We start from the raw sequence: 11,930 nt of genomic DNA on the forward strand, positions 1-11,930 counted from the left end.
GCCGATGCCTGATTCCGGCCACGCCCGCTTCCCTACGTACAGGCCCTGACCATGTCCAAGTCGTTCAAACCGGGTTCCGCCAGCCTGCGCTTCTGGCAGTTGCTGCTGCTGGTCGTCATCCTGGGCGTGTGGCATTTCGCCTCGCGCGATTCCAAGGTGGCGTTTTTCTTCGGCGAACCCCTCAAGGTGTGGGGCCGCATCTGGGCCTGGTTCGTCACCAACGCCGACATCTACACCCATCTGTGGGTCACGCTCACCGAAACGGTGCTGGCCTTCTTCATCGGCACTATCGCCGGGCTGGGGTTCGGCCTGTGGCTGGGACTGTCGCCGCGCGCCAGCGCGATTCTCGATCCCTACATCAAGGCGGCCAACTCGATGCCGCGCGTGATCCTGGCGCCGATCTTCGGCATGTGGTTCGGGCTCGGCATCTGGTCGAAGGTGGCGCTGGCGGTGACGCTGGTGTTCTTCATCGTCTTTTTCAACGTCTACCAGGGCGTGCGCGAGGTCAGCCCGACGTTGCTCGACAACGCCCGCATGCTGGGCGCGCGCCAGCGCCAACTGCTGCGCCATGTCTACCTGCCGTCGGCCACCAGCTGGGTGTTTTCCAGCCTGCACACCTCGGTGGGCCTGGCCTTTGTCGGCGCGGTGGTGGGCGAATACCTGGGCTCGGCCAGCGGCGTTGGCTACCTGATCCTGCAGGCCGAAGGCACCTTCGATGTCAACACCGTTTTCGCCGGCATCGTGGTGCTGACCGCGTTCGCGCTGGTGCTCGATTACATCGTCGGCATCGGCGAGAAGCGCCTGATGAAGTGGCAGCCCAAGTCGGGCGAGACCGAGAAACTCTGAGGCGCGGGCGCGCCTCAGGCCCGCAGCGCGCGCTGCTGCCGCAGCCAGGCGGTGAGGCTGTCGAACGCGTCCAGCGCGCCGCGCAGCGCCTGCGCTTCCTGGCCGCGGGCGGCGCTGTCCAGGTGCGCCAGGAAACCCTTCCAGAGCGTGCCGGTTTCCTCGCCGTAGCCGCGCAGATAACCCAGCGGCAGGGAGGGCGCCGTGTGCGCCAGCCGTTTGGCCAGGAAACGTCCGCCCAATTGCGATCCTTCCACCACGTAGGCCACCCCCAGGGCGTAGGCATCGGCGGCTTGCGGCGCCGGCGCGTCTGGGCATTGCGGCACCGGTGTGGTATCGCCCGCGGCCCGCAGGTCGGCGCGGATCAGCGCGCTCTTGCCGGCCCGGGCCGGGGCCCGCAGTTCGGCCGGCCACGCCTGTTGCCATAGCTGCCGTTCGACCGGCTCCAGCCAGCCGAGCAGGGCGCGCAGGTAGGTCAGATAGCGGGCCTGGCTGAGGGTGTCGCCGGTCAGCGCCAGGCCCTGATCCAGGGTTTCATGGCGTTCGCGGGTGCCGTCGCGCAGCAATTGGTGCACGGCGCAGATCATGCGGACGCCTTGCGCGCCGGAGCCGGCAGATACAGCGACCAGCAGCGCGCCTGGCGCTCCAGGCGCCCGCCGGACACGGTGGCCAGCGACTCGATATCCTGCGGCGTGAACAGGCCCGGCGTCGCCGGCGGACCGGCCTCGGCGGGAAGACGGGCGTGCCATACGGCGGGATCGGCCGCATCCAGTTCGAGCTCGGCGTCTTCCGGCAGCCAGGGCAGCAGGCACAGCACCCACGCCATCACCAGATAACGCGCGGCGTACGCCGGCAGTTCGACCGGCGCGGGAGCGTCGGGCCAGCGCACGCGGCGCTTGGACCACATCAGCTGCGAAAACAGCAGTTTGCGGCATTCGCTCAGCAGCGTCGCCGCCGGTAGCGAGGCGCCGTTGTCGTCAAGCCACTGGTCCAGCCCGCGGATCACGTCGACGCTGTCCTCCAGCATCTGTTGCAGCTCGCTGCCCAGGCGCTGGGTGCGTTGCCGCAGCGCCTGGGCGTCGGCGTCTTCGGGCGCCTGGCGCAGCATGGCGGTAGCCAGGGTGGCGTTGGAGAGCGGCGCGATGACCTCATGGCGCAGTACCGGAAAGATCTGCGCCAGGACCTTGAAGCGCACGCCCTGCGCGGCCAGGGCGTGGGTGGACGAATCGACGTGCATCGGCAGCCTCAGCCCGCCTGCCGCAGCAGGCTCAGCAGCGCGTCGGGATCGGCGGGCTTCTCGACCCAGCCGTCGAACAGGCGGGCCGCGTCCTGGTGGCGTTCGTGGCGCGCCAGGCCGCTCAGGGCGTAGATGCGCGAGCCAGTGTTGCGCTCGCGCAGCCGCCGCGCCAGCTCGTAGCCGTCCATGTCGGGCAGCAGGATGTCGACCAGCACCGCTTGCGGATCGAAGTGGGCGGCCTGCGCCAGGGCGTCTTCGCCGGTGCCGGCGCAGCGCGTTTCCAGGCCGGACATGGCCAGGAATTCGGCCAGCAGTTCCGAGCCCATTTCGTTGTCATCGACCAGCAGGACGCGTAACACGCGCGCTTCGTTCAAAAGATGTCTCCAGGAATCAAGGGGCGGGCGGCGCATCCGCGCCACGCGGCAGGGTGACAGTGAAAATGACCAGGCCATCGCGGCAGGCGACGGCGATCTCGCCATCGTGGTCGCGCACGACTTGTTCGGCAATATACAGGCCCAGCCCCAGCCCCGTCCGGTTGCGGGCGTGGCCCAGCGATTCCGGTTTGAAGGGCGAGAACAGGTGCGCCATGACATCAGCGGGGATCGGCGCGCCGTGGTTGGCCACCACCAGTTCGATGGCGTCGCCCGCCTGCCTGGCCACCACGCGGATCGGCATGCGCGGCGCGCCATGCTGGCGCGCATTGCTCATCAGGTTGGTGACCACCTGGGCGATGCGGTCGGTGTCGGCCATCAGCGTCAGCCCGGCTGCCACCTCGGGCTCGATGCGCAGGCCGGGGTAGGCCTGGCGCTTTTCCTCGATCAGGCCGTTCAGCAATTCGGACAGCCGGCATTCGCGCTTCTCGATGCCCAGGCCCATGCCGCCCTGCAGGCGCGAAAGATCCAGCACCTGCGAGATCAACCGCTGCATGCGGCCGCTCGAATAGCGGATGCGTTCGCCCATGCGGGCGCCCGAGTCAGTCTTGGACAGCAGCGTGGCCGCCATCGAGATGGATTGCAGCGGGTCGCGCAGGTCATGGCCCAGCATGGCCAGCAGGGCGGTGCGGGCGCGGTCGACGTCGGCGGCGCGGCTGGTGGCGATGTGCGAGAGCTCGTCGCGCAGATTGTCGACCGCTTCCAGTTCGGCGGGCAGCCACGGCGCGCTGGTGTCGCGCACCACCTCGCGCCAGGCTTCGAATGAACCGCGCGGTGTCAGGCGCGGCCCCAGCGTGCCCACGGCGTACTGCTTTTCGGGCTTGCCGCCCCAGACCACGGTTTCGACCTGTTCGCGCCGCAGCCAGATCAGCCAGCCGTTGTTCATCGGGTCGAACTTGCAGGCCAGCAGGCCGGCGTAGGGCACCAGGTCGGTCTGCAGGTCGGGGTAGTCGCGGGCGATGTTGTGGGTGTGCACCAGCCGCTGGCCGCTCTGATCCAGCGCGCACAGGATGCCGGCCAGTTCGCCGCGGGGCGCGATGCCGCCGAATACGGTCACGCTGTTGCCCCACAGGCACAGCGCGGCGTCGTTGGGAACCAGCGCGGCCGGCGTGTCCGGGCCGCCGGACAGGGCCTGGTGCACGTTCTCGGAATCCGACACGCGTTCGGCCAGGCGGCTGACCAGCGCGGCGCTGCGGCGCGCCCGTTCGGCGCGCTCGCCGCCCTCGATGTTGGCCAGGGCGGCCGACAGCACCTGCGCCAGCGCTTCGCAAGCCAGCCGGGCGGGGTAGGGGATCTGGCGGGGCGCATGATGGTGGCACGCGATCATGCCCCACAAGCGGCCGCCGATCACCAGCGACAGGCTCATCGTGGCGCGCACGCCCATGTTGGCCATGTATTCCAGGTGTACCGGCGAGACGCTGCGCAGCACGGAAAAACTCATGTCCAGCGGCACGCCGCCGTGGCCGTCCTCGCCCAGCACGCGCACGGGCCGGTACTGGCCGTCGGCGATCTGGCGCAAGGTGTTCACGGTATACAGGCGGCGCGCCTGCGCCGGAATGTCACCGGCCGGATAGCGGCGTCCGACCCAGTCCTCGAGCGTGGCGTCGCCGCGTCGCTCGGCCACGATTTCGCCGCTGTCGTCGGGGTGGAAGCGGTACGCCATCACGCGGTCGAAGCCGGTGGCGCGCTGTACTTCCTGCACGGTGCGGTCGAGCAGTCCGGCGATGTCGCGCTGCAAGCGGATGCGTTCGATGCCGCGGTAGATGCGCGCGGGGTCGGCGATGTCGGGGGCGTCGCCGCGGCGCTCGAGTTCGATCAAGGTCAGGTCGTCGGCGTTGCGGTGCGCGATGACGTCATAGGTATGTCCGCCCAGCGCGATGGCGAGCGGATCGAAGACCGGGTCGGTGTTCGCCAGCCAGGCCGGCAGGGCGTGCGCCAGGCCGGGCGGCAGGGCGTCGGGCGCACAGGGGTAGCCCAGCGCCAGCGGCATGTCCAGCAACTGCGGGGCGTTTTCGCTGGCATAGCGCAGCACGCCCGCGGCGTCGAACGCAAGCAGCGCACCGAACGGCTGAATGGCGCCCGGGACGTGGATCGGTTCGCTGTCGCAGTTGGCGAGCGTGACTAGCGGGTGGGACTGGGTAGGCGCATTCATGCTAGGCCTGTCCTCGAGGTGCGCAATGTTCTGTCATTATGTCAAAGTTCTTGTGAATGTGTGCATTTGCAGCGCATCGGTTTTTTGGCCTGGACCGGGCCTAGGATCTTGGCTTTCATCCCTACGGAGTTTTCATGGCACGTCTTCCCTACGCCGATCTGTCCCATCCCGATGCGCGGCCGCTGGTCGAGCGCATCGTTGCCGAGCGCGGCAGCGTGCTGCACCTGTACCAGATGCTGCTGCACAGCCCGGCCGTGGCCGGCGGCTGGCTCAACTACCTGACCGCGATCCGGCAACTGTCGACCTTGCCGGGCGATATCCGCGAACTTGTGATCATGCGGGTGGCGGCGGTCAATGGCGCGCCATACGAAGCCGACCAGCACGCGCCGATCGCGCTGAAAGAAGGGGTGTCGCAAGCCCAGTTGGATGCCTTGCCCGATTGGCAGGCGTCGACGCTGTTCAGCGAGCGCGAGCGCGCGGTGCTGGCCTATACCGACGCCATGACGCGCCAGGTGCAGGTGCCCGAAGCGGTGTTCCAGGCGGCCCGCGCCGCCATGGGGTCGGAAAAGCTGATCGTCGAACTCACCGCCACCGTCGCCGCCTACAACATGGTGTCGCGCTTTCTGGAAGCGCTACAGGTGCATTCGCACGATCACCGCTGAGTGCGTCCGGCCCGCGGAACCGGGCGGGGCGCGTCACGCGCGCTGCGCCTCGATCAGCGCGTCCAGCTTGATGGCATCGGCCACGAAGGCGCGGATGCCCTCGGCCAGCTTGTCGCTGGCCATGGCATCGTCGTTGAGCTGGGTGCGGAACGCCACTTCGTCCGAGGCGATGCGGGCGCTGTCGCCGCCGGCCATGTCGGCGCGCAACTGCGCCGGGGCGTCGCCCTCGGTCCGCGACAGTTGCGTCAGCAGCTCGGGGCTGATGGTCAGCAGGTCGCAGCCCGACAGCGCCAGGATCTGGCCGACATTGCGGAAGCTCGCGCCCATGATCTCGGTGGCGATGCCGAAGCGCTTGTAATACTGGTAGATGCGGGTCACCGACTGCACGCCGGGGTCGCGCGCGCCGGCATGATCGGCTTCGACCCAGGCGGCGCCGGCCGCCTTCTTGTGCCAATCATAGATGCGGCCGACGAAGGGCGAGATCAATTGCACCTGGGCATCGGCGCAGGCCACCGCCTGCGGCAGCGAGAACAGCAGCGTCAGGTTGCAGCGCACGCCCTCGGCCTGCAGCGCGCGGGCCGCCTGGATGCCTTCCCAGGTGGACGCGATCTTGATCAGCACGCGTTCGCGCGGCACGCCGGCGGCTTCATATAGCGCGATCAGGGCGCGGGCGCGCTCGATGGTGGCGCGGGTGTCGAACGACAGACGCGCGTCGACCTCGGTCGAGACGCGGCCGGGCACGATGTCCAGGATGGCGCGGCCGAAGGCGACCAGCAGGCGGTCCATCAGTTCGGGGGTGGGCGCGCCGCGGTGGTCGCGGGCGGTTTTCTCGAGCAACGGCCGGTAAGCGTCCTGCTGCACGGCCTTCAAAATAAGGGACGGGTTGGTGGTGGCGTCGGTGGGACGCAGCGCCTTCATCGCTTCGAAATCGCCGGTGTCGGCGACGACGGTGGTGTGATTGCGCAGGGCGTCAAGTTGGCTGGGCATGGACAATACGGCTCGCGGCATCGGGGTGGAAGGTGCCTTAGCGTATCACCGACCCGGCGGCGCAGTCCTCATCGGTACGGCGGCGGGCCGCGACCGGCCCGGCGCGCAGGCTGAAATCTTCGATTCCAGCCTTATTTGGCGCGGCTTCCCGGGAAAAACGGCCGCTCAAGGTATAATTCCAAGGTTTGATTATCGATTCTAAAACCGGGGTTTACTGTGCTGCCGCAACTTTTTCCCGAGGGGATCAACCGCTTCCCTCCTGCAATTCTGGCTCTGGCGGACGGTACCATTTTTCGAGGCGTGTCGATCGGTGCGCCTGGCCATACCGTTGCCGAAGTGGTGTTCAACACCGCGATGACCGGGTACCAGGAAATTCTCACCGATCCCAGCTATAGCGGCCAGATCGTCACGCTGACCTATCCGCACATCGGCAACACCGGCGTCAACGCCGAGGACGTCGAAGCCAATCGTGTCTACGCCGCCGGCTTGGTGGTGCGCGACTGTCCGGCGCGCGTGTCGAACTTTCGTGCCACGCAATCGCTGCCCGAGTACCTGTCCGAGCAGGGCATCGTTGCCATTTCCGGCATCGACACCCGCAAGCTGACCCGCATCCTGCGTGAAAAGGGCGCCCAGGGCGCCTGCATCTTCGTCGGCTCGGATGCCGACCGCGCCGTCGAACTGGCGCGCGGCTTTGCCGGCATGGCGGGCCAGGACCTGGCCAAGGTCGTCTCCATCAAGGACAGCGCCACCTGGACCGAAGGCACCTGGCAACTGGGCGAAGGCTACACCCAGCCCGACCAGTCCCGGTTCCACGTCGTCGCCTACGACTTCGGCATCAAGTCGAACATCCTGCGCCTGCTGGCCGATCGCGGCTGCCGCCTGACGCTGGTGCCGGCCCAGACCAGCGCCGAGGACGTCCTCAAGCTCAATCCCGACGGCGTGTTCCTGTCCAACGGCCCCGGCGACCCCGAGCCCTGCGACTACGCCATCGACGCCACCCGCGTGTTCCTGGACAAGAAGCTGCCGCTGTTCGGCATCTGCCTGGGCCACCAGATCATGGGCCTGGCGGTCGGCGGCAAGACGCTCAAGATGAAGACCGGCCACCACGGCGCCAACCACCCGGTGCAGGACCTGGCGACCAAGCGCGTCTTCATCACCAGCCAGAACCACGGTTTCGCGGTCGACGCGGCCAGCCTGCCGGCCAATGCGCGCGTCACGCACGTCTCGCTGTTCGACGGCACGCTGCAGGGCTTCGAGCTCACCGACCGCCCGGCCTTCTGCTTCCAGGGCCACCCCGAAGCCAGCCCGGGTCCGCACGACATCCTGGAGCTGTTCGACAAGTTCATCAGCCTGATGTCCGGCCAAAAGTAAAGATTGCATCATGCCCAAGCGTACAGACCTAAAAAGCATTCTCATCATCGGCGCCGGCCCCATCATCATCGGGCAGGCCTGCGAATTCGACTACTCCGGCGCGCAAGCTTGCAAGGCGCTCAAGGCCGAGGGCTACCGCACCATCCTGGTGAACAGCAACCCGGCCACGATCATGACGGACCCGGAAACGGCCGACGTCACCTACATCGAGCCCATCACCTGGCAAGCCGTCGAAAAGATCATCGAGCGTGAAAAGCCCGATGCGCTCCTGCCCACGATGGGCGGCCAGACCGCGCTGAACTGCGCGCTGGACCTGGCCCACCACGGCGTGCTCAAGAAGCACAACGTCGAGCTCATCGGCGCCAACGAACACGCCATCGAAAAGGCCGAAGACCGCCAGAAGTTCAAGCAGGCCATGACCGACATCGGCCTGGAATCGGCCAAGTCGGGCGTCGCCCACAGCATGGACGAAGCCTGGGAAGTGCAGCGCCGCATCGCCGCGGAAGTCGGCACCTCGGGCTTCCCCGCCGTGATCCGCCCCAGCTTCACGATGGGCGGTTCGGGCGGCGGTATCGCCTACAACGCCGAAGAATTCGAAACCATCTGCCGCCGCGGCCTGGAAGCCTCGCCCACCAGCGAGCTGCTGATCGAAGAGTCGCTGCTGGGCTGGAAGGAATTCGAGATGGAAGTGGTCCGCGACAAGGCGGACAACTGCATCATCGTCTGCTCCATCGAAAACCTGGACCCCATGGGCGTGCACACCGGTGACTCCATCACCGTGGCGCCGGCCCAGACGCTGACCGACAAGGAATACCAGATCATGCGTAACGCATCGATCGCGGTGTTGCGCGAGATCGGCGTGGATACGGGCGGCTCGAACGTGCAGTTCGCCGTCAATCCCAAGAACGGCCGCATGATCGTCATCGAGATGAACCCGCGCGTGTCGCGTTCGTCGGCGCTGGCGTCCAAGGCCACGGGCTTTCCCATCGCCAAGGTCGCCGCGCGCCTGGCCGTGGGCTACACGCTGGACGAGCTCAAGAACGAAATCACCGGCGGCGCCACGCCCGCCTCGTTCGAACCGTCGATCGACTACGTGGTCACCAAGGTGCCGCGTTTCGCCTTCGAGAAATTCCCCACCGCCGACGCCCGCCTGACCACCCAGATGAAGTCCGTGGGTGAAGTCATGGCCATCGGCCGCACCTTCCAGGAATCGTTCCAGAAGGCGCTGCGTGGCCTGGAAGTGGGCGTCGACGGCCTGAACCAGAAGACCACCGACCGCGAAAAGCTGCAGGTCGAGCTGGGCGAACCCGGTCCGGAACGCATCTGGTACGTGGGCGACGCCTTCGCGCAAGGCTTCACGCTGGACGAAGTGCACAACATCACGCACATCGACCCCTGGTTCCTGTCGCAGATCAAGGAAATCGTCGACATCGAACTGGCGCTCGAACAGAAGACGCTGTCCGACCTGGATCAGGCCACCCTGTGGGAACTGAAGCGCCGTGGTTTCTCCGACCGCCGTCTGGCGTTCCTGCTGGACACCGTCGAATCCGAAGTGCGCAAGCTGCGTCACCAGTTGAACGTGCGCCCGGTCTACAAGCGCGTGGACACCTGCGCCGCCGAATTCGCCACCCGCACCGCGTACATGTACTCCACGTACGAGGAAGAGTGCGAAGCCGCGCCCACCGACCGCAAGAAGATCGTGGTGCTGGGCGGTGGCCCGAACCGCATCGGCCAGGGCATCGAATTCGACTACTGCTGCGTGCATGCCGCGCTGGCGCTGCGCGAAGACGGGTACGAGACCATCATGGTCAACTGCAACCCGGAAACCGTCTCCACCGACTACGACACCTCCGACCGCCTGTACTTCGAGCCGCTGACGCTGGAGGACGTGCTGGAAATCGTCCACAAGGAAAACCCGGTCGGCATGATCGTCCAGTACGGCGGCCAGACGCCGCTGAAGCTGGCGCGCGCGCTGGAAGCCAACGGCGTGCCGATCATCGGCACCAGCCCGGAATCCATCGACATCGCCGAAGACCGCGAGCGCTTCCAGAAGCTGCTGAACAAGCTCGGCCTGCGCCAGCCGCCCAACCGCACGGCCCGCACCGAAGCCGAGGCCCTGGCCCACGCCGCCGAGATCGGCTACCCGCTGGTGGTGCGTCCCAGCTACGTGCTGGGCGGCCGCGCCATGGAAATCGTGCACGAGCAACAGGACCTCGAACGCTACATGCGCGAGGCCGTCAAGGTCAGCAATGACTCGCCGGTGCTGCTGGACCGCTTCCTGAACAACGCCACCGAAGTCGACGTGGACTGCCTGGCCGACGGCGAAACCGTCTTCATCGGCGGCGTCATGGAACACATCGAGCAGGCCGGCGTGCACTCGGGCGACTCGGCGTGCAGCCTGCCGCCGTACTCGCTGTCGGCGGAAGTCATCGCCGAGATCAAGCGCCAGACCACGATGATGGCCAAGGCCCTGAACGTCAGCGGCCTGATGAACGTGCAGTTCGCCATCCAGGGCGGCGACGTCTACGTGCTGGAAGTGAACCCGCGCGCCTCGCGCACCGTGCCCTACGTGTCCAAGGCCACCGGCCTGCAACTGGCCAAGATCGCCGCGCGCGCCATGGCCGGCCGGACGCTGGCGGCGCAGGGCATCACCCGCGAAGTCGTGCCGCCTTACTTCTCGGTCAAGGAAGCCGTGTTCCCGTTCGTGAAGTTCCCGGGCGTGGACACCATCCTGGGCCCGGAAATGAAGTCGACCGGCGAAGTGATGGGCGTGGGCACCAGCTTCGGCGAAGCCTTCGTCAAGTCGCAGCTGGCCGCCGGGGTGCGCCTGCCGGAGTCCGGCACGGCGTTCATCAGCGTCAAGAACCAGGACAAGCCCCGCGCCGTGGAAGTGGCGCGCGGCCTGCACGCCCTGGGCTTCAAGCTGGTGGCCACGCGCGGCACCGCCGCCGAGATCGAAGCGGCCGGCATCCCGGTGCAACTGGTCAACAAGGTCACCGAAGGCCGCCCGCACATCGTCGACATGGTCAAGAACGGCGAGATCGCGCTGGTCATCAACACCGTCGAAGAGCGCCGCAACGCCATCGCCGACTCGCGCACCATCCGGACGCAGGCGCTGGCCGCGCGCGTGACCTTCTTCACCACCATCGCCGGCGCCCGCGCGGCCGTCGAAGGCATGCAATATCTGCGCCAGGGCTTGGGCCTGCAGGTGTATCCGCTGCAGGAACTTCACGCGTCCTTGTCGGACAAATAACGCTTGGGCGCGCAGAGGGCGCGCCGCAAGTGCATTGAGGACAAAAGAATGAAGTGGTTCATTCTGGCGTTATTCATCGTATGCGCCACGGTAGTCCACTACCGTGGCCGCGTCCGACACCGGTTCTCGCGGCAGGCGTTGGATCACTCCACGTTCACGGCGCCGCTGAACTGTTTCATGTACGCGTTCTCCAGCGTGCCCAACAAGCCCTATCTCGACCTGGACCAGTTCCCGGAGCTGAAGGTCTTGCTGGATCGCTGCGACGAGATCCGGGCCGAGGCCGTCAACCTTTACGGTGACGGCCACATCAAGGCCTCGGACAAATACAACGACGCGGGCTTCAATTCGTTCTTCAAGACGGGCTGGAAGCGCTTCTACCTGAAGTGGTACGACGCCGATCATCCGTCGGCCGAGGCCCTCTGTCCGGTCACCACCAAGCTGCTGGCGGGCATTCCGACCATCAAGGCGGCGATGTTCGCCTCGCTGCCGCCGGGCAGCCGCCTGCCGCGCCACCGTGATCCGTACGCCGGTTCGCTGCGTTTCCACATGGGCCTGATCACGCCGAACAGTCCCGACTGCTACATCAACGTCGACGGCCAGGAATATTACTGGCGCGACGGCGAAGCGGTGGTGTTCGACGAGACCTTCATCCACTACGCCGAAAACAAGACCGACCAGAACCGCATCATCCTGTTCGCGGACGTCGAGCGCCCCATGCGCTACCGCTGGGCCCAGGCCTTCAACCGCGTGGTCGGCGGCTTCCTGCTGCGCGCGGCGGCAGCGCCCAACCAGGAAGGCGACGCCACCGGCGGCATCAACCGCATCTTCGGCGTGGTGTATGCCGTGCGCCGTTTCGGCAAGGCGCTCAAGAAGAAGAGCAAGCCGCTGTACTACCTGTCCAAGTGGGCGCTGGTGGCGGCGATCTTCGCGCTGATCTTCCTGTAATCGCGGCGTCGGTGTTCCTGTAGCATAGCGGGCGGAGCCTCTCATCCGG

Annotated in this window: 10 protein-coding genes; 5 read left to right on the forward strand and 5 right to left on the reverse strand. The window is 66.9% G+C overall.

What is annotated here, in order from left to right; genetic code table 11:
• Positions 1-51 precede the first annotated feature (51 nt).
• On the forward strand, positions 52-846 hold the full coding sequence (locus ACN6O8_RS23375; protein WP_427993362.1) for an ABC transporter permease: 795 nt from the start codon (positions 52-54) through the stop codon (positions 844-846).
• Between the two features lie 14 nt (positions 847-860).
• On the opposite strand, the gene ACN6O8_RS23380 is transcribed toward ACN6O8_RS23375, so the two are convergent.
• The 4 genes from ACN6O8_RS23380 to ACN6O8_RS23395 are packed head-to-tail and all read right to left on the reverse strand — an operon-like array spanning position 861 to position 4,663.
• Positions 861-1,430 carry a biliverdin-producing heme oxygenase gene (locus tag ACN6O8_RS23380; protein WP_427993363.1) on the reverse strand — a complete coding sequence of 190 codons (570 nt, stop codon included), beginning with the start codon at positions 1,428-1,430 and terminating at the stop codon, positions 861-863.
• A complete protein-coding gene (locus ACN6O8_RS23385; protein ID WP_427993364.1) occupies positions 1,427-2,080 on the reverse strand; it encodes a hypothetical protein in 654 nt (217 codons plus the stop codon). The genes ACN6O8_RS23380 and ACN6O8_RS23385 overlap by 4 nt, the downstream gene beginning before the upstream one ends.
• 8 nt (positions 2,081-2,088) lie before the next feature.
• Complete coding sequence (locus tag ACN6O8_RS23390) at positions 2,089-2,454, reverse strand: response regulator (protein WP_427993365.1); 366 nt, start codon at positions 2,452-2,454, stop codon at positions 2,089-2,091.
• A 16-nt stretch (positions 2,455-2,470) separates the two neighbouring features.
• Complete coding sequence (locus ACN6O8_RS23395) at positions 2,471-4,663, reverse strand: ATP-binding protein (protein WP_427993366.1); 2,193 nt, start codon at positions 4,661-4,663, stop codon at positions 2,471-2,473.
• 134 nt (positions 4,664-4,797) lie between these two features.
• On the opposite strand from ACN6O8_RS23395, the gene ACN6O8_RS23400 reads away from it, so the two are divergent.
• Positions 4,798-5,325: a carboxymuconolactone decarboxylase family protein gene (locus ACN6O8_RS23400; RefSeq protein ID WP_427993367.1), complete on the forward strand. Its 528-nt coding sequence runs from the start codon at positions 4,798-4,800 to the stop codon at positions 5,323-5,325.
• 33 nt (positions 5,326-5,358) lie between these two features.
• Here the strand turns inward: ACN6O8_RS23400 and tal are convergent, their stop codons facing one another.
• Complete coding sequence (gene tal / locus ACN6O8_RS23405; RefSeq protein WP_427993368.1) at positions 5,359-6,312, reverse strand: transaldolase; 954 nt, start codon at positions 6,310-6,312, stop codon at positions 5,359-5,361.
• A 216-nt stretch (positions 6,313-6,528) separates the two neighbouring features.
• Between tal and carA the strand changes: the two genes are divergently transcribed.
• The 3 genes from carA to lpxO are packed head-to-tail and all read left to right on the forward strand — an operon-like array spanning position 6,529 to position 11,881.
• On the forward strand, positions 6,529-7,683 hold the full coding sequence (carA, locus tag ACN6O8_RS23410; protein ID WP_427993369.1) for a glutamine-hydrolyzing carbamoyl-phosphate synthase small subunit: 1,155 nt from the start codon (positions 6,529-6,531) through the stop codon (positions 7,681-7,683).
• Positions 7,684-7,693: 10 nt separating this feature from the next.
• Complete coding sequence (gene carB / locus ACN6O8_RS23415) at positions 7,694-10,936, forward strand: carbamoyl-phosphate synthase large subunit (protein ID WP_427993370.1); 3,243 nt, start codon at positions 7,694-7,696, stop codon at positions 10,934-10,936.
• A gap of 48 nt (positions 10,937-10,984) precedes the next feature.
• Complete coding sequence (lpxO, locus tag ACN6O8_RS23420; protein WP_427993371.1) at positions 10,985-11,881, forward strand: lipid A hydroxylase LpxO; 897 nt, start codon at positions 10,985-10,987, stop codon at positions 11,879-11,881.
• Positions 11,882-11,930 lie beyond the last annotated feature (49 nt).

This window comes from Achromobacter sp. (genome assembly GCF_050285565.1).
Taxonomy (GTDB): domain Bacteria; phylum Pseudomonadota; class Gammaproteobacteria; order Burkholderiales; family Burkholderiaceae_B; genus Achromobacter.